Below are 20,344 nucleotides of genomic sequence, written 5' to 3'. Positions count from 1 at the left end.
TGAGATAGAAAGAAGAGAAAAATGAAATTAAGAAAAATTGCTTTATTTGTAGCGTCGACAGTTGCCCTCTTTAGTGGAATTCCACATGTTTCTGCAGATACTAATGTCCAGAAAGTCATTGATGAAACTTATGTCAAACCAGACTATGTTTTGGGTTATTCTCTAGACCAAAGTCAAATTGAGCAAACCTTGAGTTTGCTGAACTACGATAGTTCAAAAGACAAAGAAGAGTGGAAGACCATGACACCAGAGGTTTACTCTTCGATTATGAACGTTGCGAACGATGATAGTCTAGAACTCTATTCCTCCGTTAAAATTCAAAAATTAGGTAAGAATAAGGCTCTAGAAGTGAATATCGTAACGCCTCAAAACATCACCAAGGTTACCGCAGATATGTATCGTAATGCAGCCGTTACACTTGGATTGGAGCATGCTCAAATTACAGTAGCATCTCCTGTCCAAGTAACAGGTGAAAGTGCCTTAGCTGGTATCTATTACTCGCTTGAGAAAAATGGCGCCAAAGTTTCTCAAGAAAGCAAAGATCTGGCTCAAGAAGAGTTAAAGACTCTATCCGGAATCAACGAAGAAAACGCTGGCAAGAAAAACTTCGATGCAGATAAGTTAAACGTCGCTTTGACCGACATTAAAACAGCAGTAGCCAATGCCAAACAGAACAATCAGGATTTGAGCAAGGATGATATTCGAAAGATTGTCGAAGAAACGCTCAAAAATTATAAGCTAGATACAACTGTGACAGGTAACCAGATCAATTTGATCGTGAATTTCGCAGTGAATCTCTCAAAGAGTAGTGTTATCAGTAGTAAAAACTTTACCAAAACATTGACGGATTTGAAAAATAGTATCGTAGACAAGGCAGGTGATACCTTTAACAATATCAATCTCAATTTTGATACAAATGCCATTTTAAAAGATAGTGGAAACTTCTTCACAAACGCATGGAATGCCATTGCCGGCTTCTTCGGAGCCATCTGGGATGCCATTGTCAAATTCTTTAGTGGTTTGGTTGGATAAACATAGCACAAACGCACTGCTGACAAGAAGTCAGAGTGCTTTTTTTGTGTTTAGTTGCTTGAAGTTTTTTTGAAAATAGTTGCTTCGTAGCAAAGAAGAGTTGCAAAGAATTTAAAAACATAGTATACTTTGAAAAACAAATTAAAGGAGGAGTTATGTTAAAAGCTTATAAAAAATTTTGGGAAGGCTATGCAGAGTTTACCGGTTACTCAACCGTATCAGAATACTGGTGGCCACACTTCATACATTTGCTTATTACAATGCCATTGTTTTACGCTTTAATTCAACTTCAAATCGATCCTAATGATGTGTCTGCTTATCAAATGATTTTTTCGTTACGCCCACTTTATTCTGTATTTGGACTTATAATTTTCCTACCTTCATTAACCCTTTCAGTTCGGCGCCTAAGAGATGCAGGATTGCACTGGTTATATCTTCTTGTAGGACTTATTCCATACGTAGGTTGGTTTTTCATGCTTCTTTTTATGATCCTACCAACAAATCGAGATAAGGAAGTAGAACCTGATTAAGTTAATAAAAGATCTTGAAATCATAATCATTTCAAGATCTTTTATATATATGTTATGGCTCTATTATTTTAAAGCTCCTGAATCAAGGTCCGCCGGACCTTTAACTCGCTCTATTATTTTAAAGCTCGTGAAGAAAAGGTCCCCCGGACCTTTTTTTTTATTCCCACTCTACAGTTGCAGGTGGTTTACTTGTGATATCATAGACGATACGGTTAACGTGGTAAACTTCGTTTACGATGCGCACAGAGATTTTTTGTAGGACTTCCCAAGGGATCTTAGCGAAGTCAGCTGTCATTCCATCGATAGAAGTGATAGCGCGGATAGCGATAGTGTAGTCGTAAGTACGACCGTCACCCATAACACCTACTGAACGAACGCCAGTGTTAACAGTGAAGTATTGCCAAATATCGCGGTCAAGACCAGCTTTAGCGATTTCTTCACGAAGGATAGCGTCTGATTCACGAACAGTTTCGAGTTTTTCTTCAGTGATTTCCCCCATAACACGGATGGCAAGACCTGGTCCTGGGAATGGCTGACGCCATACGATGTGGTCTGGCATACCAAGCTCGGTACCGAGGGCACGAACCTCATCCTTGTAAAGAGTGTTGAGTGGTTCGATCAATTCAAACTGCATATCTTCTGGAAGTCCACCCACGTTGTGATGAGACTTATTTTACAACAAACCCAGTTGAACTTGAAAAAGCTTTAGAAAAAAATTAAGATTGCACATGGGGGAGATTCTCCTGAAACAGCAACTCCTGCTCTCACAAAGATTGTTTCTACTTATGACTGGTCTAAGTCACCAAAAAATAAAAAGTTTGTGGTGTTGTTAACAGATGCTAGGATGAAAGAAGATCCGTCAATTCCATCTATCGCTGAGACATTAACAACTCTGAAAAAAGCTGGTATTGATAGAATCGTAGCGACAACCTTGTATAATCAACGAAACTATAAAGATTTTGTGTCTGAGAGACGTTTAATGGATATTGATCGTAACTTGGCTGACTCTTTAACTAAGGATGCAGCTTCATGGATTGTGGAAACAGTCAGTGAGGGACGTCAGTACAAGGTAACAAAAGACAGCTACCAATTCTACTTGGAACGTCGTACAACTGTGCCAGTTTTGGAGCAGAAAGAAACTCCTAAACCAGCACCTACTGCTTACAAACCAGAACCGGCTAAACTTCCTGAAACAGGAAGCAATGATTCTAGTAACCAAACTCTTTTGGGTCTAGGTATTATGCTCGCAGGTTTTGGATTGGCTACAAGCGCTAGAAAATCAAAAGAACAGTAAGATAAATTAATAAAAACAAAACACCTGAAGTAGAGCTATATTGGCTTTTATCAGGTGTTTTTTTCTTATAATATGAGAGCTGTTAGAATTAGACTAAAGTAGGTGTGGTTCAAATATTCTGATGGGATTTTTATGTTTCTTTACGATGATTTCCAGAAAAATTTTCTATAAATTTTAGCAATCGTTAAAACGATAACGTAAACGATACCCAAGATGGTTAAAACAAACTTTCCAGGACTCACTTCTGATCCGATAATAAAGATATGAAAGAGAGGAGCGAGGCCAATGCACACGTATATCAGATAAGTAACAAGGTTTAATTCACCAAATCCTGCAAAAAAATCTTTCATTTAAATTCTCCTACAATATACTTTTAATGTCAGTATACTATAAATAAAAGAAAAGAACAAAAGATAAATCAATAAAAATAAAAGACCTGAATTAGAGTTATATAGGCTTTTATCAGGTGTTTTTTGATTATGAGTTTTGGTACTAACATGAAAATAAAAACGCTGAAATCATTGATTTCAAGCGTTTTTTTGAATAACTTACTCTATTCCCACTCAACGGTTGCAGGTGGTTTACTTGTGATATCATAGACGATACGGTTAACGTGGTCAACTTCGTTTACGATACGGACTGAGATTTTTTGGAGAACTTCCCAAGGAATCTTAGCGAAGTCAGCTGTCATTCCATCGATCGAAGTGATAGCACGGATAGCGATGGTATAGTCGTAAGTACGACCATCCCCCATAACACCTACTGAACGAACGCCAGTGTTAACAGTGAAATATTGCCAGATATCGCGATCAAGACCTGCTTTAGCAATTTCTTCACGAAGGATAGCATCTGACTCACGAACAGTTTCAAGTTTCTCTTCAGTGATTTCACCCATGACACGGATCGCAAGACCTGGACCTGGGAATGGTTGGCGCCATACGATGTGGTCTGGCATACCAAGTTCAGTTCCAAGAGCACGAACTTCATCCTTGTAAAGAGTGTTGAGCGGCTCGATCAGTTCAAACTGCATATCTTCTGGAAGACCACCCACGTTGTGGTGAGACTTGATAGTTTGAGCAGTATCCGTACCTGACTCAATGACGTCTGTATAGAGTGTTCCTTGTGCAAGGAATTTCACGTCTGTCAGTTTGCTTGCTTCGTCATCAAAGACATAAACAAACTCGTTACCGATAATCTTCCGTTTTTGTTCAGGGTCAGATACACCTGCCAATTTATCCAAGAAGCGTTTAGCAGCGTCAGCTTTGACAATGTTCAACCCAAACTTACCACCAAGCATATCCATAACTTGATCAGCTTCCCCTTTACGGAGAAGACCATGGTCTACAAAGATACAGATCAATTGATCTCCGATAGCTTTTTGAAGGAGAACGCCAACAACAGAAGAGTCTACCCCACCTGAAAGTCCAAGAAGGACACGTTTGTCTCCAACTTTTTCGCGGATTTGTTTGATTTGCATCTCGATGAAGTTATCCATAGTCCAGTCACCTTTGGCACCACAGATATTCAAGGCAAAGTTACGCAAGATGTCATAACCGTGAACAGAGTGACGAACTTCAGGGTGGAATTGGATTCCGTAGATTTTTTTATCAGGATTTTCAATCGATGCAAATGGACAGTCAGCAGAAGTACCAGTGCGGATAAAGTCAGCCGGAATTTCTGTAACAGCATCTCCATGGCTCATCAAGACCAATTGTTTGTCTGGTGTGCCTGCGAAGAGAGCAGAAGACTCCGTCAAGCCAAGCTCAGATTGACCATACTCACGGTTACCAGCGTCCCCTGCGGGTACAACCTTTCCTCCAAGCTTGTGAGTCAATAGCTGCATTCCGTAACAGATTCCAAGGATTGGAATACCGAGTTCGAAAATTTCAGGATCGATATCAAAAGACCCTTCCTCGTATACTGAGTTTGGTCCGCCTGAAAGAACGATCCCAACTGGATTGATTTCACGAACTTCAGCTGCAGTAATTTTGTGGCTCTTCAATTCCGAAAAGACACCAATTTCACGAATTCGACGTGAAATAAGCTGATTGTACTGGCTACCGTAGTCAAGCACGATGATCTTTTCAACATCATGCAAATCAGTTGATAGGTTTGTCATCTTATCCCCTTCTTATAGAAATTTACTTTCCTCTATTCTAACACAAATGCCTTGTCTTTACCAATCTCTGATTGAAGAATTAGGAATTTTACGCTACAATAGAAGTAACACAGAGAAAGAGCAAGGTTATGATTCCAGCTTACATTCAAATTCATGATCAGATTAAATCTGAGATTGATCAAAAAATATGGAAAATTGGAGAGCGGCTTCCCAGTGAACGCGATCTAGCTGAAAAATTTCAGGTGAGTCGGATGACTCTTAGGCAGGCCATTACCCTTCTGGTCGAAGAAGGAGTACTTGAAAGACGGGTAGGAAGTGGTACCTTTATCACTAGCACGCGCGTCCAAGAAAAAATGCGCGGAACGACCAGTTTTACTGAGATTATGAAATCGCAAGGTAAGGAACCTTCTAGTCAAGTGATTTCTTACCGTAAAACCATTCCTAGTCTCCAAGAAGTGGATAAATTAGGTATCGATAAGACAGACACCATCATTCGGATGGAGCGGGTCCGATATGCGGATGGGATCCCTGTCGTTTATGAAGTGGCTTCCATTCCAGAGAAATTTATAAAAAATTTCAATCGCGAAGAGGTTACTAGCCATTTCTTCCAAACTTTGGAGCGTCATGGTTATAAGATTGGAAAGTCGCACCAGACCATCTATGCGCGATTGGCCAAAGATAAGATTGCGAACTACTTACAGATTTCAAAAGGGCAGGCTATTTTAGGTCTGACACAGGTTTCCTATTTTGAAGATGGGACGGCTTTTGAGTATGTAAAAAGTCAGTATGTCGGCGAACGGTTCGAATTTTATTTGGAAAACAACTAAACTCACAATTCACAGTAATAAAAAAACTCTTCAAATGTTTGAGAGACTCTCTCTTTGGCATTTGGGAGCTTTTTTAGGTTGAAGTCATTCTTTCTAAATAGTGATAGTATGGTCAAAAAAAGATTTGAAAAAAATTTTAAAAAATTTTTATTTTTTCTTCAATTTTTGATTTTTTTTACGAATTAATAGATAGAAGCTAGTTTTAGATCTAAAAAAGATATAAGGCAGGAAAAAAATGAAAAAAATTAAAATTGATGTGGTAGCTGTTCCCTTGAGTGGGCATCTGTACCCAACTTTAAATCTCGTCAAACCCTTATTGGATGATCCAACTATGGAAATCCGGGTTTTCACAGGACCTCAGAAAAAGGCCGTTGCAGAAAGTCTGGGCTTCACTGTCGTTCCGATTCTAGAGGACAAAGTAGAAGAATTTGAACGTGCGGCTAATAACGATAAAAAACACAATCTATTTTCAGCCTATCGGCAATTGTCCAAGAGTCTCGATTTGATTAATCATGTATCGGATCAATTGTTAGAGGAGTGGCGCGTCAATCGCCCAGATATTGTGATTGCTGATTTTATCACTCTATCAGCAGGCTTTGTGGCAGAACAGTTAGAAATTCCTTGGATTACCACCATGGCAACACAATTTGCAATCGAAACTCCTTATGGTCCACCTTGCTTCTTTGGAGGGATGGGAATTGCACGAACCAAGAAGGAAGAAAAGATCCAAGCGCTGTGTAGAAAACTCACGCGCATTGGAAAATACTGTGGGGCTTTCCTCTTACGCAAACGCTTAAAACGTTACAATTTTAAGTTGTACAATCAAAATGGAGTGGAGACTATTTACTCTCCTTATGCCATCTTTGGAATTGGTATGATGGAGCTGGAGTTGAAAACACATTTCCCTCATCAATATGCTTGGCTTGGCCCTTTGGGGACTTCTCTTGAAAAAGCAGAAGATTATCCTTTGGATCTAAGCTCTTATGAAGACAAAAAGAAGGTTCTCGTGACTTGTGGGACTCAGTTGCCGTGGGCAAAAGAAAATTTGCTCCATCAAACCAAGCAGTTAGCCAAAGAGCATCCAGAATGCCACTTTTTTGTCACACTAGGAGACGGGGCAAAAGAATTTTCTGAAGAAGAAGTAGCTTCAAATGTGACTCTCGTAACTTATCTCCCTTACAAAGAATACATACCGCAAATGGACTATGTCATTCACCATGGAGGGGCTGGAATCTTTTATCAGTGCATCGAATTTAAGAAACCAGCCTTAATCTTGCCGCATGATTATGACCAATTTGATTATGCCATTCGAGGAGTAGAAGCAGGGATTGCTTTTCAAGCTCATCGAAATCGCACTGAAGAAATTCAAGCAGGTTTTAAGGCCCTATTAGAAAAAGAATCTTGGGAAAAGTTAGCGAGACTAAACAAACTATCAAAAACCTACAAACCGTTGGATACCTTAGAGTTTGAAATTCAACGATTATTAAGACGTGGAACGGATGGAAAACTATGAAAATTCTTGTAACAGGCGCGACTGGCTTCCTTGGAAAATATGTGATTGAGGAGTTATTGGATCACGACTATTCCATTGTAGCCTTTGGCCGAAACGAAAAAGTTGGGAAGGCTCTGGAAAATGAGCGCGTCCAATTTGTTAAAGGAGATTTGAGCTCTATTGAGGAGCTAAGACAAGCTTTTCAGTCTGTTGATGCTGTTGTTCATGCAGGAGCCTTATCCACTGCTTGGGGCCCTTGGAAAGATTTCTATCAGACAAATGTCATCGGCACCCAAAATGTCCTTGACTTGAGTCGTGAATATGCAGTAAAACGCTTGGTTTATGTGTCTTCTCCCAGTATTTACGCAGCTGGAAAAGACCAATTGGATATTAAGGAAAGCGATGCTCCCAAAGAAAACCACCTCAACAATTACATCCGAAGTAAATTGGCGTCTGAACACCTTTTTTCTGACTATCCAGATGTGCCAAGTATGATCTTGCGTCCGAGAGGATTATTTGGTGTGGGAGATACCAGTATCTTGCCTCGGGTTTTACGCCTCAGTCGAAAAATTGGGATTCCGTTGATTCGAAGGGGAGAGCAGCTCATGGATATGACCTGTGTGGAAAATGTTGCCCTAGCCATTCGTTTGGCTTTGGAAGCAAAAGAAGCACACGGACAGGTTTATAATATTACAAATGGAGAACCAAAGACCTTTAAGTATTTGATTGAAACAACACTAAAAGGATTAGGAGTACCCATCCGCTATCGGAACATTCCAGCAGCTCTAGTAGCAGGTGTGGCGTACAGCCTTGAAGGGGTGTATCGATTGTTTCATATAAAAGCTGAACCCCCCTTGACTCGCTACACCTATTATCTCCTTCGCTATAGCCAAACCCTCGATGTTCAAAAGGCCCAAACCGAACTTGGCTACTATCCAAAAATGACCATTGAAGAAGGGATTGACAACTATGTCCAACATGATCGAGCACATTGATTATTTTCCAGCAGGTTTTTGTAGCAGTCATTCTGGACTCTTATTCAAAGGGATTCCGAATGAAAAAATGCAATTTCCAGCAGGTGTCTTTTTGATTCATCATTGTGAAAAAGGCTATATTTTGTACGATACTGGCTATCATTATGAGATCAAGAAAAAAGCACGGTATTTCTGGTACCGTCTAGCAACGCCTATGCAGATGAAAAAGGAAGACCAGATTGACTACTTATTGCAAGAACGTGGAATTGATCCAGCAGCCATTTCCTATGTGTTTCTTTCGCATTTGCACCCTGATCATCTCGGCGGAGCAGCACTTTTTCCAAATGCTCATTTCTTTGTAACTCAGGAAGTCTATGAAGTGTACCAGAATCCGAAATTCAAAGATCTGATTTTTAAAGAGTTTCTTCCAGCTGATTTCAAAGATCGTGTGACTTGTCTCAAAGCAGATCAAATGCATTCTGCTTTCCCTTACCGCCCGACTGCAGACCTATTTGGTGATGGGAGTATTCTTGTATCATCTATCGATGGGCATGCAAGAGGGCAGGGGTGTCTCTATATGGATGAGCTGAAACTCTATATAGGTGCAGATCTATGCTGGGGAGTGGATCTCTTGCCTTACACACGAAAAATGCGTCTCATTCCTTCCTTTGTACAGGACAATAAGAAGGCCTATCTCCAGGGGGCAGATTTGCTAGAGAAATTATTACAAGAAGGCATTCAAGTTGTGGTCAGCCACGACCCGCAAGAACGGATTGAAAGGATTTTAAATGAAAAAAACAGTCTTTCTGAAAACCTTTATTGAAACGAGATGGTGCCATCGATTCCGTTCAAAGGAAACCTTAGAAAAGTACCAAAAAAAGCAATTGGCTCGCTACCATGCTTTTATCACTTCTCACTCACCCTATTTTCAAAGCCATTCTCCTGAATCCTTTGGAACTATGGATAAGAATTTCATGATGACGCATTTCAATGAACTTAATACCCCGGGCGTGGATCGAGATCAGGCATTAGAGATGGCCATACGTGGAGAACAAACACGAGATTTTACCGAAATGAATGGAGAAGTAGCAGTAGGCTTGTCCTCTGGAACCTCCGGTCACCGAGGGGTCTTTGTCACCACAGAAAAAGAAAGAAGTATGTGGGCTGCAGCAATCTTAGCTAAGATGTTGCCAAAAGGAAACCTATTTGGTCATCGCATTGCTTTTTTCTTACGTGCTGATAACAAACTCTATCAAACCATTAATTCGTCCCTTATTCGATTAGAGTATTTTGATATTTTCAAGGATAGTAAGGAGCATTTAGAGCGTCTCAAAAACTATCAACCAACCATTGTAGTGGCACCAGCTTCCACCTTGATTGAGTTAGCTAACTATGTCATTAATCAGCAACTTGCTCTTCACCCTGTCAAGGTTGTCTCTGTCGCAGAGATCCTAGAGGATAGAGATGCTCAGACCATCGCCAAAGCCTTTCAACTAGAAAAGGTTGATCAGGTCTACCAAGCAACAGAAGGGTTTTTAGCTTGTACTTGTTCAGAAGGTAATCTTCACCTCAACGAAGATATTCTGTATGTCGAAAAAGAGTATCTGGATGATCGCCGCTTTTATCCGATGATTACTGATTTTAAACGAACGAGTCAACCCATCTATCGCTACCGACTCAATGATATTTTAGTAGAAGAAAAGTCTCCCTGTCCTTGTGGATCCGTTTTTACTCAAATCTCGAAAATCGAAGGACGATCGGACGATATCTTCTATTTCAAAAAAGTTGATGGAAACAGCCAAACCATCTATCCAGATTTTATTCGTCGGTGCATTTTATTCGTTGAAAATATTCAGGACTATCAAGTGACTCAGCTGGCGGATGGATCTATTACCATCGCCTTGAGTCATCGTTCCGACTTTATTGAGAAAGCGATCTTTACTCAATTTGAACTCTTGGCTCAACAAAAACAATTCATCCTCCCAAGTATTCAATTTATCGATTACCAATGGGACCCAACACGTAAATTAAAACGTGTTCAACGACTTCAATAAAAGGAGAATCCTATGACTACTGTAAAAAGACATCTGCAAATTAAAGGCTATGGAACAGCACTTCCAGCTCATACAGTGAGCTTCAAAGACCAGACTCGTTACCGGGTGAAAGAAGGAGAAGAAACACAGATTGATCTTGCATCGCGTGCGATTGAAGCTGCTTTAAAACATGCGGGACTTGAAATGACAGATATCGACTGCCTGGTTTCGGCTAGTGCGGTTGGCGTTCAGCCTATTCCTTGTACGGCTGCTTTGATCCATGAGCGCGTGGCCAAAGGACTGACAATTCCAGCCATGGATATCAATACCACCTGTACTAGTTTTGTATCAGCCTTAAGCACCATTTCCTATCTGATTGAAGGTGGTGAATACCAACGGGTTCTCATTGTATCCAGTGAAGTAGGAAGTCTTGGCCTTAATCCTAAACAAAAAGAGAGTTTTGAATTATTTAGCGATGGAGCAGCTGCCTTTATTTTTGAAGCAACAAGCCAAGACAAAGGAATCATTGCCAGTATGCAACGTACCTGGTCTGAGGGATCCCATGATACCGAAATTCGGGGTGGTTTGACAGCTTATCATCCGAAATTGTACTCTGAATCAACCAAGACTGATTTCATGTTTGACATGAAAGGGAAGAAAATTCTCTTACTTTCTGCTCGTGTTATTCCAGAAATGTTCCAAGAATTCCAAGAGAAATCAGGCATTTCTAAAGATACTGTAGACTATATTATTCCCCATCAAGCTAGCCGGGCCTTGCCACTCGTCATGGACAAATTGGGAGTTAGCAAAGATAAATATCTCAATATTGTCAGCGATTATGGCAATATGGTTTCGGTAGCCGTGCCTTTCGGTTTAGCCTATGCGCTTGATCATGGCTATGTGAAGGAGGGAGATACCATCTTCTTGATGGGAACTGCAGCAGGAATGACAGTCAATATGTTAGCACTAAAACTCTAATGATAGATCCTCTTATTTCAAGCTCAAAAAGCATCAAGTCCCGCTAGTCTTTAGCGGGCTTTTTTGATATAATGAAAGGTATGGAAATTGAGAAAACCAACCGAATGAATGCGCTCTTTGAGTTTTACGCAGCGCTCTTGACAGACAAGCAAATGAATTATATCGAGCTCTATTATGCAGATGACTACAGCTTGGCTGAGATTGCGGAAGAGTTCGGTGTCAGTCGTCAGGCTGTTTATGATAATATCAAGCGGACGGAGAAGATTCTAGAAGATTACGAGATGAAGTTGCACATGTACTCGGACTACATTGTACGCAACCAGATTTTTGATCAGATTTTAGAACGCTATCCGGAAGATACTTTTCTACAAGAGCAGGTTGAAATTTTATCAAGCATTGACAATCGGGAGTGATTATGAGCAGTCTCGTCATTTATCAAGGAATACCTTGCAAACTATTAGTCGCAGAGGAAGTATTTCCTGCTCGACTACAGATTATCTCGCCCAATGATATCTCTAAAGCTATGCAAATAGGTTTTAGCTGTTGGGGATATCCAAATGAAATCATGAAAGAAGTCACACCCGAAGAACTAGAATGTTTGCAACATTTCGGACGATTTCCACTGAATTGAAAAATTAGGAGAAAATAATGGCATTTGAAAGTTTAACCGAACGTTTACAGAACGTCTTTAAAAATCTTCGTAAGAAAGGGAAAATATCTGAAGCGGATGTCCAAGAGGCAACCAAAGAAATTCGTCTAGCCCTCTTAGAGGCCGACGTTGCCCTTCCTGTTGTAAAAGACTTTATCAAACGTGTCCGCGAACGGGCCGTAGGGCATGAAGTCATTGAAACCCTGAACCCTGCCCAACAAATCGTGAAGATTGTCGATGAAGAATTGACAGCGATTTTGGGTTCTGAGACAGCAGACATTATCAAGTCGCCTAAGATCCCAACCATTATCATGATGGTCGGTCTTCAAGGGGCTGGTAAAACAACCTTTGCTGGGAAATTGGCTAACAAATTAGTCAAGGAAGAAAATGCACGTCCTTTGATGATTGCGGCCGATATCTATCGTCCAGCTGCCATCGACCAGTTGAAGACTCTTGGTCAACAGATCAATGTCCCTGTCTTCTCACTCGGTACAGAAGTCCCTGCAGTTGAGATCGTACGTCAAGGTTTGGAGCAGGCAAGAGCTAACCACAATGACTATGTCTTGATCGATACGGCCGGTCGTCTGCAAATCGATGAAAAACTCATGGGTGAGTTGCGCGACGTCAAAGCCCTTGCTGAGCCAAATGAAATCCTCTTGGTCGTCGATGCTATGATCGGTCAAGAAGCGGCCAATGTGGCACGTGAGTTTAACGAACAACTCGAAGTGACTGGGGTCATCTTGACCAAGATTGATGGGGATACCCGTGGTGGTGCAGCCCTTTCAGTCCGCCAGATTACTGGGAAACCAATCAAATTCACTGGTACTGGTGAAAAAATCACTGATATCGAAACCTTCCACCCAGACCGCATGTCTGGTCGGATCCTCGGTATGGGGGATATGCTGACGCTGATCGAGAAGGCTTCTCAAGAATACGATGAGAAACGTTCGCTTGAACTCGCTGAGAAGATGCGGGAAAACACCTTTGACTTCAATGACTTTATTGATCAATTAGACCAAGTTCAAAATATGGGACCAATGGAAGACCTACTCAAGATGCTTCCAGGGATGGCCAACAATCCAGCCATGAAGAACCTTAAGGTCGATGAAAGAGAAATTGCTCGGAAACGCGCGATTGTGTCTTCTATGACCCCAGCTGAACGCGAAAATCCAGATTTGTTGAATCCTAGCCGTCGTCGTCGGATTGCTGCTGGATCAGGGAACACCTTTGTCGAAGTGAACAAATTCATCAAGGACTTTAACCAAGCCAAACAGATGATGCAAGGGGTCCTCTCTGGCGATATGAACAAGATGATGAAACAAATGGGGCTTAATCAAAATAATATGCCGAAGAATATGCCAGGTGGCATGCCTGATATGTCTGCCCTCGAAGGCATGATGGGACAAGGCGGGATGCCTGACTTGTCAGCTCTTGGCGGAGGCGCTGGGATGCCTGACATGAGCCAAATGTTCGGTGGTGGTCTCAAAGGAAAAGCCGGCGAATTCATGATGAAACGGGCGATGAACAAGATGGCCAAACAAATGCGCAAGAATAAGAAAAAACGGAAATAATTACTTCTAGCAAGGGCCTGGAACACACTGTTCTGGGTTCTTTTAGAAACTACTACTAGAGGAAACATGTTAAAAAAACTATTTCAACAACTCATTCGTTTCTTTGGAAGACTCTTTTCTTCGCACAGCAAGCCCTTTGAATTCCCAAAAGGGTCGAAGAAACCACCGATCAGACCGATCATCTTTGTACCTGGTAGTTCAGCCAGTATTCAGCGTTTCAATGGAACCATCCGCATGCTCCATCGCTATTCTAGAAAAAAGCAGAGTCTCTTAAAAATAAAAGTCAATAAAGATGAGTCTATAGAGATGGAGGGAAGACTGAATACAAAAGAGCCGAATCCGATGATTGTGATTGGCTTCGAGAACAATCGAGATGGTTACAGCAATATCAAGCAGCAAATCGAATCCCTTGAGATCGCTCTTACCTATCTTCTTGATCACTATCATTTTACAGAGCTTAAGGCAGTCGGGCATTCTAATGGTGGACTGGTTTTAACCGGTTTACTGGAAAGTGGCTTTTTAGAAAAGAAAAAGCTGACCGTAAGCAAGCTGGTTATTATTGGTAGTCCTTACCAATTCAACCAAGAGATGTATGATGATTTTCAAACATGGAAGCATCGCCTAGGAAAAGAAGTAGAGGTCCTTAACTTTGTTGGTAGCTTTGCTGGGAAATCAGACGGCATCGTCCCTCTTTCTAGTGCACAAGCAGCACAATCTATTTTTGATAACCAAACCTATACAGAAGTGAATTTAAACGGTCGTAAAGCTCATCATTCAGCCTTGCCCACTAATCCAGATCTAGTGAAGCAATTAAGTCTATTTTTGAATCTATAAGTAAATTACATAATTTCGGTTATGTAATTTTTATTTGTATCTTGCAATCCTTAAGTAAATATGGTACATTTTTGGTAGCGATTATATATACCTGAGGAGGATTTTATGAAAGATCCTAAATTACTAGAATTAATGAAAGATTACAGGGGACGGGATGAAGTGCCCGCAGACTTTGATACCTTTTGGAATCAAGCCCTAGCAAACATTGCTGAACTTCCTGAATACAAGCTCGAAGAGCAAAATTTCAGCATTCCAAATGTTGTTTGTTATGAATTAAGCTTTAAAGGGACACGAAATGGTCTTGTTTATGCGCGAGTTGTTTTCCCAAAAACAGATCAAAAGGTTCCAGTTATCTTCCATTTTCATGGCTATATGGGCCGTTGTTGGGATTGGACAGACATGCTGGCTTATACACTAGCTGGCTATGGAGTTGTGTCTATGGACGTAAGAGGTCAATCAGGCTATTCAACAGACGGAGATCGCTCACCACTTGGAAATACGGTTAAAGGACAGATTATCCGCGGAGCTGTGGAAGGTCCAGATGAGCTATTTTATAAGGATGTCTACTTAGATCTTTACCAGTTAATTGAAATTGTAGCTAGCTTTCCTCAAGTTGACAACAGCAAACTCGCTAGCTATGGAGCCTCTCAAGGCGGTGCCCTGGCCCTGGTAGCTGCTGGATTGAATCCAAGAATTCAACGAACGGTAGCCATTTATCCATTCTTATCGGATTTCAGACGTGTATTAGAGATTGGGAACACCAGCGAGGCCTATGACGAGCTTTTCCGTTATTTCAAATTCCATGATCCATTCCATGAAACGGAAGACCGAATCATGAAGACCTTAGCCTATATTGATGTGAAAAATTTTGCCCATCGCATTAAAGGACAGGTTCACATGATTACAGGATTAGATGATGATGTCTGTTATCCTGTGACACAGTTTGCCATTTATAATCGATTAGAAGGTCCTAAAGAGCATTTAATCATGCCAGAATATGCCCATGAAGCTATGAATGTCCAAGTCAATGATCGTGTATACAATTGGCTCTGTGGTAGCAAGATTTCCTTTCGATATGTAGAAAAATAAGATACAGAAGAAAAACAATCAGTAGATCCGTGAGATTTACTGATTTTATTGTGTTTAAAGGGGTCTAGTATGGAAAGGAAAACGAAACACTCCTATATAAACCCTATAACATCTTTCCGAAAAACTATAATTTTCTTGAAAAATATATCTGGCTATGCTATACTACTAGTATAGAAAGATTTGGAGAAAAACATGAAACGCGAGATCTTATTAGAACGGATTGATAAACTCAAACAAGTCATGCCCTGGTATGTATTGGAATATTATCAATCGAAACTGGCCGTTCCATACAGTTTTACAACTTTGTACGAATACTTAAAGGAATACGATCGATTTTTTACCTGGGTTTTGGAATCTGGTATATCGGATGCTGACACCATGGCTGAGATCCCTTTAGACGTTCTGGAGCACATGACCAAGAAAGACATGGAATCCTTTATTCTTTACTTACGTGAACGTCCTCTGCTCAATGCCAATACAACGAAAAACGGGGTTTCCCAAACAACGATTAACCGTACCCTTTCTGCACTGTCCAGTCTCTATAAGTATTTGACTGAGGAAGTTGAAAATGAGCAAGGGGAACCGTATTTCTACCGCAACGTCATGAAGAAGGTTGCTACCAAGAAAAAGAAAGAAACCCTGGCGGCCCGGGCTGAAAATATCAAACAAAAGCTCTTTTTAGGGGATGAAACAGAAGGTTTCCTTAACTATATCGACCAGGAGTATCCACAAACACTCTCAAATCGCGCTTTATCTTCCTTTAATAAGAATAAAGAGCGAGATTTAGCCATTATCGCACTCCTTCTTGCCTCTGGTGTCCGTCTCTCTGAAGCCGTTAACCTAGACCTTCGTGACCTCAATCTTAAGATGATGGTCATTGACGTCACTCGAAAAGGTGGAAAACGAGACTCAGTCAATGTTGCTGCCTTTGCTAAGCCTTATCTAGAACAATATCTCGCTATTCGAGACAAACGTTACAAGACAGAAAAAACTGATACTGCCCTCTTTCTGACCTTGTATCGAGGTGTTCCAAACCGGATTGATGCTTCTAGTGTTGAAAAGATGGTCGCCAAGTATTCAGAAGACTTCAAAGTCCGCGTGACACCCCATAAGCTTCGCCATACATTAGCAACTCGTCTCTATGATGCTACCAAATCACAGGTTTTGGTCAGCCACCAGCTAGGACATGCTAGCACCCAAGTTACAGACTTATATACGCATATCGTTAATGATGAGCAGAAAAATGCCTTGGATAGTTTATAAAATTACATAACGTAAATTATGTAATATATTAGTTTTAAAAAGAGCGATAGATTTTTTGAATGTCTACCGCTCTTTTATACTTTCTATAAAAATTCGATCCAATAATTACGGTGTGGCTCAATAATGACTGGTTTTCCCCAGAATGATTTTAGATAGGCCAAGTTTGCAGGGGTGACAGGTCTTTTTTCACCATTGAACTTCTCTGCACTCTCTTTCGTTAGAAAGCATTTAACAGCTTCATATGGTGTACCATCGCTCGCTATTCGATCAATTCCTAAATAAGCAATTTCATCACCGGCTTTTGGAAAATCTGTAAATAGTTTACCAATAAAATAAACCGTCTTATCTTTCATTAATTCATAAGCCTTACTATTTTCCAGTCTGTTATTCGCTGCAGCGTACATGATACAAAAACTGTCCACAATATCTTTCAAAGGCATTAATTCTTCTTTGCTGACTATAATTTCGTCGGGAGCAAGTCCGCCAAGGATTAAATTTTTATAATGAGGTTGCTGGATGATATTATCTAAAGCCATTCCTAATGGTAGTTGGACAGCTTGATAGCCTAATGGTTCGAGCTCTTGCTTTTTCTGGTCAAGGTGTCCTTGTGTAATACTGACATTCAAATCATAAGGACTGGAAGGTTGTTGCTTGCTAAAAAAAGCCACTACTATACGATCTAACTGTTCAAATAGACCAAGATTTTCAACTGGAATTTTCATCATTGAATATGATCCCCTTTTTTGTTCAGATTTCCTCTATATTCTACTCTCATTATTTTTGAATATCAAGAAAAGAGGCCGTGTCATGAACTAACTTTTGATGAAAAATCTTAAAAATTTTTGTTTGACATGTTTCTCTTCATCAGCCCATACCTCATCAATAGCTAGCTATAAAAGATAATATAGAAGATCCCACCATTCTTCAGTTACAGACTAGTTGAGTTTTACCACTTCATCAGCTTTTTCCCAAATCACTGGATTATGGGTTGCGATAATGATTATACGCTCTTGATTCTTTAACATTAAGAGTAAGTCCATCACCTCTTGTGAGGTTTCTGGATCCAGTGCTGCAGTTAGTTCATCTGCCAAAATTAAAGGTGGATCTTTTAAAATAACTTTAGCTAATGCGACACGTTGCGCCTCTCCCCCAGATAATTCATAAATCTTTTGATCCAAAGCAAGGTAAGCCAATCCTACTTTTTTGAGGACTTCTTCCTCTTGCTGCTTCTTCTCTTTTTTCGTTAATTTTTGCCCAATCAATCCCAAATCTAAATTTGTAGCGATAGTCTCGTTTTCAAGCAGGCCAAAGTTTTGAAAGAGATAACCTAATTCACGCTTAAAGAAGTGATGCTGTTTGATTTGTTTCAGTTCTTGCCCTTGATAGCTGATACTCCCTTTTTCATAAGGCTCTATCTTCGCCAAGATATTAAGCAAGGTTGTTTTACCACACCCACTATTTCCGATCAGAGCATAGACCTTACCTTCTGTAAATTGCAAGCTCAAATCTTGAAAGACCGTTCGTTGGCCAAATGATTTGGTTAAATGTTCTACGTTAATCATATTAGGCTCCTTTCAGTACAGTGGCTAACAAGTGGTCTTCTTTATGAGACCGGTACAGGAGAATGAACCAAGCATTAGTAAGAAATAGAAAGAGAGTGACAAGAGCAATCCACCATTCCGAAGTGAGAATGAATACCAAGAGGCTTCCTAATAGCAAGAGGCTACTTTCTGAGAGCAAAATCATTTGGTGAATGTTTACAAATCCCAGACCTGCAATCTTCTTCAAGAAGATTTGTTTTCTAAACTCTTCAAAATATAGGAAATTCATAGTGTTAAAAAGAAGAACAGAGGTTGCTATACCAAAGACTCCTCCTGCAATCGCCATGAGATTTTCTATTTGTATTTTTTGGGCCATTTGCTGGTAAACGTCCACTGCATAGTCATACTGACTAACACTTTTTTCAAGATTATACTCAGCGATTAGCTTCTTACTATTCTGAAGTCCATTAAAATAAAGGTAGGGATTTAGATCGGTGAAATATGGATTCACATAGCCTCCAAAACTTTCAGGTTGAATAACCACTAAAACAGGATCTGTAAAGAATTGTTTATAGCTGATTGGTGTGTTGTTGTAGATAAAGCGTTTTTGATGATTCGGAATATACGTTACCTTCGCCTTCATTGATAAAGTGATATTTCCTTGATCATCTCGAGGAGATAGATAATCTTCATATCGCTTGATCATCTCCTCTTCTCGACCTTTTAATTTTTCCGGAAGTAAGAGACCAAATTCTCCTGCTTGTAAGTGATTTAAGTGATCTTTTTCTTCAGGAGAAACTGGAACACCTTGGATTTCGAGGTAATTTGGAGTTACATAGAGAGTTCGTGCAAGAGGATCGTAATCTGTGATGGAAAACTCTTTACCTGTACTAGGATCCGTCATAACTCCTTTTGAACTAAAAGATACGAGATTATGATAAGCTAAAAGACCACCATTTTCAATACCAGACTCGATGAGCTTGGACCATTTTGCTCTGTTCTGAATTTGCGTCTCTTTGTTTGTTTTCTGTGAAAAATCCTCCCGACTTACACCAATTTGGACCCAATTCGACTGTTTTGACCAAGCCTCACTTCCCTCTTGGTAAGTTTGCCAGATTGATCCATAAATACTGATTCGATGAATCGCAAGGCCAATTAGTGCAACAGCGAGAAATTGACAAATAAAGAGGAAAACCAAAATGCGCTTTAATGGAACCTTTCCTTTTAAAAGGGTGACTAAATGAATCGTTTGAATACTATATGCAAAAATGAAGGATAAGATAGCAGATAAAATAAGTAACATCCCATTGTAAATGATACTACTTGAAATGATGACGGAATAAGTAAAAGGTGTTAATTGGAAAGAATAAATCAAAACCGCACCCATTATACTTGCGACAATACATCCAAAAAGCAACTCTATACTATCATCTTTTAGAGAATGTCCGAAAAGTTGCAGGCGTCTCATTCCTGAAATATATCGAATCCCAGCACTTCTCATTTCTTGTGTTTTTTGAATAATCGTAAAAGAGCTAAAACTAATGATAAAAATGACTAAGGCAAGTGATTGTGAACCTGAGCCAAAAAAGGCAATAAAGGTCAGCAGAAGATTCGGTTTCTCAATAAAAGTTTGTGAGAAACCAAGAGTATGAAGAGTTTGATCCAGCTTTTCAGTTTCCAATTCACCTGTTAATACATAATAATTCGTTAGCAGGCTTTCTTTGGCAGCCAGTTCTTTCTTCTCTCTTTTAATCCCAAGAGGAAGTTTTCCCTCTCCGTAGATTTCATAGGTGAAAACAACCTGCCCCTTAGAGTCTGTTCTTTGTATCTGACGGGCAATTATACTATGATTTTCCCTTGCCAAGCGGTCTAAACTGGAAGATAACTCTTCATATGTGACGCTCTTATCTTGTCTTACCACACCTACTACCGGAAGACTGCGGTGGATAAGCGTATTTGGAGAAATAAAGGCAATCCAAATCAAAAAGCTAGAGATGAAAAGGTTTGATAAAATAATAAAGACACGTTTCATATCATCACACTTTCTAAAGCAGAAAAGGAAAGTAATACCTAGCTAGTCAATAAATTTCGTTGTTTAGTGGTTACTGAGTATTAAAA

The 20,344-nt window shown here is 40.1% G+C and carries 19 protein-coding genes and 2 pseudogenes; 15 read left to right on the top strand and 6 right to left on the bottom strand.

The features are described 5' to 3' along the window. Positions 1 to 21 precede the first annotated feature (21 nt). Both O3626_RS02165 and O3626_RS02160 read left to right on the top strand, forming a co-directional pair. Entirely contained in the window at positions 22 to 1,032 is a 1,011-nt protein-coding gene (locus O3626_RS02165; RefSeq protein WP_371494986.1) for a DUF1002 domain-containing protein, read from the top strand. Positions 1,033 to 1,187: 155 nt separating this feature from the next. Continuing rightward, positions 1,188 to 1,562: a DUF805 domain-containing protein gene (locus O3626_RS02160; protein WP_371494984.1), complete on the top strand. Its 375-nt coding sequence runs from the start codon at positions 1,188 to 1,190 to the stop codon at positions 1,560 to 1,562. Positions 1,563 to 1,719: 157 nt separating this feature from the next. Here the strand turns inward: O3626_RS02160 and O3626_RS02155 are convergent. Continuing rightward, positions 1,720 to 2,232 (bottom strand): annotated as a pseudogene (locus tag O3626_RS02155) (GMP synthase (glutamine-hydrolyzing)); the annotation flags it as partial. On the opposite strand from O3626_RS02155, the pseudogene O3626_RS02150 reads away from it, so the two are divergent. After that, positions 2,217 to 2,856, top strand: a pseudogene (locus tag O3626_RS02150) (LPXTG cell wall anchor domain-containing protein); the annotation flags it as partial. The pseudogenes O3626_RS02155 and O3626_RS02150 overlap by 16 nt on opposite strands. A gap of 140 nt (positions 2,857 to 2,996) precedes the next feature. On the opposite strand, the gene O3626_RS02145 reads toward O3626_RS02150, so the two are convergent. Together O3626_RS02145 and guaA are read right to left on the bottom strand one after the other, a co-directional pair. Continuing rightward, positions 2,997 to 3,206, bottom strand: coding sequence for a hypothetical protein (locus O3626_RS02145; protein WP_006148878.1), 210 nt, complete (start codon positions 3,204 to 3,206; stop codon positions 2,997 to 2,999). A gap of 203 nt (positions 3,207 to 3,409) precedes the next feature. Next, positions 3,410 to 4,975 carry a glutamine-hydrolyzing GMP synthase gene (gene guaA / locus O3626_RS02140; RefSeq protein WP_371494982.1) on the bottom strand — a complete coding sequence of 522 codons (1,566 nt, stop codon included), beginning with the start codon at positions 4,973 to 4,975 and terminating at the stop codon, positions 3,410 to 3,412. A 128-nt stretch (positions 4,976 to 5,103) separates the two neighbouring features. On the opposite strand from guaA, the gene O3626_RS02135 reads away from it, so the two are divergent. From O3626_RS02135 to xerS, 12 genes are all read left to right on the top strand, one after another. Then, positions 5,104 to 5,802: a GntR family transcriptional regulator gene (locus O3626_RS02135; protein ID WP_371494980.1), complete on the top strand. Its 699-nt coding sequence runs from the start codon at positions 5,104 to 5,106 to the stop codon at positions 5,800 to 5,802. 235 nt (positions 5,803 to 6,037) lie between these two features. Continuing rightward, the gene (locus O3626_RS02130; RefSeq protein WP_371494978.1) at positions 6,038 to 7,315 is read left to right on the top strand and encodes a glycosyltransferase; all 1,278 of its coding nucleotides are present in this window, start codon (positions 6,038 to 6,040) and stop codon (positions 7,313 to 7,315) included. Further along, a complete protein-coding gene (locus O3626_RS02125; protein ID WP_371494976.1) occupies positions 7,312 to 8,289 on the top strand; it encodes an NAD-dependent epimerase/dehydratase family protein in 978 nt (325 codons plus the stop codon). The genes O3626_RS02130 and O3626_RS02125 overlap by 4 nt, the downstream gene beginning before the upstream one ends. Next, positions 8,264 to 9,091, top strand: a complete 828-nt coding sequence (locus O3626_RS02120; RefSeq protein ID WP_371494974.1) for an MBL fold metallo-hydrolase — start codon at positions 8,264 to 8,266, stop codon at positions 9,089 to 9,091. The genes O3626_RS02125 and O3626_RS02120 overlap by 26 nt, the downstream gene beginning before the upstream one ends. Further along, the gene (locus tag O3626_RS02115; protein ID WP_371494972.1) at positions 9,057 to 10,322 is read left to right on the top strand and encodes a F390 synthetase-related protein; all 1,266 of its coding nucleotides are present in this window, start codon (positions 9,057 to 9,059) and stop codon (positions 10,320 to 10,322) included. The genes O3626_RS02120 and O3626_RS02115 overlap by 35 nt, the downstream gene beginning before the upstream one ends. Before the next feature lie 12 nt (positions 10,323 to 10,334). Next, entirely contained in the window at positions 10,335 to 11,279 is a 945-nt protein-coding gene (locus O3626_RS02110) for a 3-oxoacyl-[acyl-carrier-protein] synthase III C-terminal domain-containing protein (protein WP_371494970.1), read from the top strand. Positions 11,280 to 11,359: 80 nt separating this feature from the next. After that, positions 11,360 to 11,692 (top strand): putative DNA-binding protein, encoded by a 333-nt coding sequence (locus O3626_RS02105; RefSeq protein WP_223363873.1) that lies wholly within the window; start codon positions 11,360 to 11,362, stop codon positions 11,690 to 11,692. Positions 11,693 to 11,694: 2 nt separating this feature from the next. Next, positions 11,695 to 11,910 (top strand): 2-oxoglutarate:acceptor oxidoreductase, encoded by a 216-nt coding sequence (locus tag O3626_RS02100; RefSeq protein WP_371494968.1) that lies wholly within the window; start codon positions 11,695 to 11,697, stop codon positions 11,908 to 11,910. Between the two features lie 17 nt (positions 11,911 to 11,927). Continuing rightward, positions 11,928 to 13,499 carry a signal recognition particle protein gene (gene ffh, locus O3626_RS02095; RefSeq protein ID WP_272106714.1) on the top strand — a complete coding sequence of 524 codons (1,572 nt, stop codon included), beginning with the start codon at positions 11,928 to 11,930 and terminating at the stop codon, positions 13,497 to 13,499. A 66-nt stretch (positions 13,500 to 13,565) separates the two neighbouring features. After that, positions 13,566 to 14,333 (top strand): alpha/beta hydrolase, encoded by a 768-nt coding sequence (locus tag O3626_RS02090; protein ID WP_371494966.1) that lies wholly within the window; start codon positions 13,566 to 13,568, stop codon positions 14,331 to 14,333. Between the two features lie 105 nt (positions 14,334 to 14,438). Then, positions 14,439 to 15,422 (top strand): acetylxylan esterase, encoded by a 984-nt coding sequence (locus tag O3626_RS02085; protein ID WP_371494964.1) that lies wholly within the window; start codon positions 14,439 to 14,441, stop codon positions 15,420 to 15,422. A 192-nt stretch (positions 15,423 to 15,614) separates the two neighbouring features. Beyond that, complete coding sequence (gene xerS / locus O3626_RS02080) at positions 15,615 to 16,685, top strand: tyrosine recombinase XerS (RefSeq protein WP_003001539.1); 1,071 nt, start codon at positions 15,615 to 15,617, stop codon at positions 16,683 to 16,685. 83 nt (positions 16,686 to 16,768) lie between these two features. Here the strand turns inward: xerS and O3626_RS02075 are convergent, their stop codons facing one another. The 3 genes from O3626_RS02075 to O3626_RS02065 all read right to left on the bottom strand — a co-directional run bounded on the left by O3626_RS02075 (position 16,769) and on the right by O3626_RS02065 (position 20,258). Beyond that, positions 16,769 to 17,410 (bottom strand): hypothetical protein, encoded by a 642-nt coding sequence (locus O3626_RS02075; RefSeq protein WP_061563968.1) that lies wholly within the window; start codon positions 17,408 to 17,410, stop codon positions 16,769 to 16,771. Positions 17,411 to 17,620: 210 nt separating this feature from the next. Next, a complete protein-coding gene (locus O3626_RS02070; protein ID WP_371494961.1) occupies positions 17,621 to 18,247 on the bottom strand; it encodes a putative bacteriocin export ABC transporter in 627 nt (208 codons plus the stop codon). Position 18,248: 1 nt separating this feature from the next. After that, positions 18,249 to 20,258: a DUF1430 domain-containing protein gene (locus O3626_RS02065; protein ID WP_371494959.1), complete on the bottom strand. Its 2,010-nt coding sequence runs from the start codon at positions 20,256 to 20,258 to the stop codon at positions 18,249 to 18,251. Between the last annotated feature and the right edge of the window lie 86 nt (positions 20,259 to 20,344).

Origin of the sequence: Streptococcus sp. 20925_1_77, from assembly GCF_041432125.1 — a bacterium.
In the GTDB taxonomy this organism is placed as follows: domain Bacteria; phylum Bacillota; class Bacilli; order Lactobacillales; family Streptococcaceae; genus Streptococcus.
This window is presented reverse-complemented; position numbering and strand designations above follow the sequence as displayed.

What these genes read in the sequence shown, in the direction of transcription:
- O3626_RS02165 (WP_371494986.1), top strand. Translation starts at nt 22, where the DNA reads ATGAAATTAAGAAAAATTGCTTTATTTGTAGCGTCGACAGTTGCCCTC.
- O3626_RS02160 (WP_371494984.1), top strand. Translation starts at nt 1,188, where the DNA reads ATGTTAAAAGCTTATAAAAAATTTTGGGAAGGCTATGCAGAGTTTACC.
- O3626_RS02145 (WP_006148878.1), bottom strand. Translation starts at nt 3,206, where the DNA reads ATGAAAGATTTTTTTGCAGGATTTGGTGAATTAAACCTTGTTACTTAT.
- guaA (WP_371494982.1), bottom strand. Translation starts at nt 4,975, where the DNA reads ATGACAAACCTATCAACTGATTTGCATGATGTTGAAAAGATCATCGTG.
- O3626_RS02135 (WP_371494980.1), top strand. Translation starts at nt 5,104, where the DNA reads ATGATTCCAGCTTACATTCAAATTCATGATCAGATTAAATCTGAGATT.
- O3626_RS02130 (WP_371494978.1), top strand. Translation starts at nt 6,038, where the DNA reads ATGAAAAAAATTAAAATTGATGTGGTAGCTGTTCCCTTGAGTGGGCAT.
- O3626_RS02125 (WP_371494976.1), top strand. Translation starts at nt 7,312, where the DNA reads ATGAAAATTCTTGTAACAGGCGCGACTGGCTTCCTTGGAAAATATGTG.
- O3626_RS02120 (WP_371494974.1), top strand. Translation starts at nt 8,264, where the DNA reads ATGTCCAACATGATCGAGCACATTGATTATTTTCCAGCAGGTTTTTGT.
- O3626_RS02115 (WP_371494972.1), top strand. Translation starts at nt 9,057, where the DNA reads ATGAAAAAAACAGTCTTTCTGAAAACCTTTATTGAAACGAGATGGTGC.
- O3626_RS02110 (WP_371494970.1), top strand. Translation starts at nt 10,335, where the DNA reads ATGACTACTGTAAAAAGACATCTGCAAATTAAAGGCTATGGAACAGCA.
- O3626_RS02105 (WP_223363873.1), top strand. Translation starts at nt 11,360, where the DNA reads ATGGAAATTGAGAAAACCAACCGAATGAATGCGCTCTTTGAGTTTTAC.
- O3626_RS02100 (WP_371494968.1), top strand. Translation starts at nt 11,695, where the DNA reads ATGAGCAGTCTCGTCATTTATCAAGGAATACCTTGCAAACTATTAGTC.
- ffh (WP_272106714.1), top strand. Translation starts at nt 11,928, where the DNA reads ATGGCATTTGAAAGTTTAACCGAACGTTTACAGAACGTCTTTAAAAAT.
- O3626_RS02090 (WP_371494966.1), top strand. Translation starts at nt 13,566, where the DNA reads ATGTTAAAAAAACTATTTCAACAACTCATTCGTTTCTTTGGAAGACTC.
- O3626_RS02085 (WP_371494964.1), top strand. Translation starts at nt 14,439, where the DNA reads ATGAAAGATCCTAAATTACTAGAATTAATGAAAGATTACAGGGGACGG.
- xerS (WP_003001539.1), top strand. Translation starts at nt 15,615, where the DNA reads ATGAAACGCGAGATCTTATTAGAACGGATTGATAAACTCAAACAAGTC.
- O3626_RS02075 (WP_061563968.1), bottom strand. Translation starts at nt 17,410, where the DNA reads ATGATGAAAATTCCAGTTGAAAATCTTGGTCTATTTGAACAGTTAGAT.
- O3626_RS02070 (WP_371494961.1), bottom strand. Translation starts at nt 18,247, where the DNA reads ATGATTAACGTAGAACATTTAACCAAATCATTTGGCCAACGAACGGTC.
- O3626_RS02065 (WP_371494959.1), bottom strand. Translation starts at nt 20,258, where the DNA reads ATGAAACGTGTCTTTATTATTTTATCAAACCTTTTCATCTCTAGCTTT.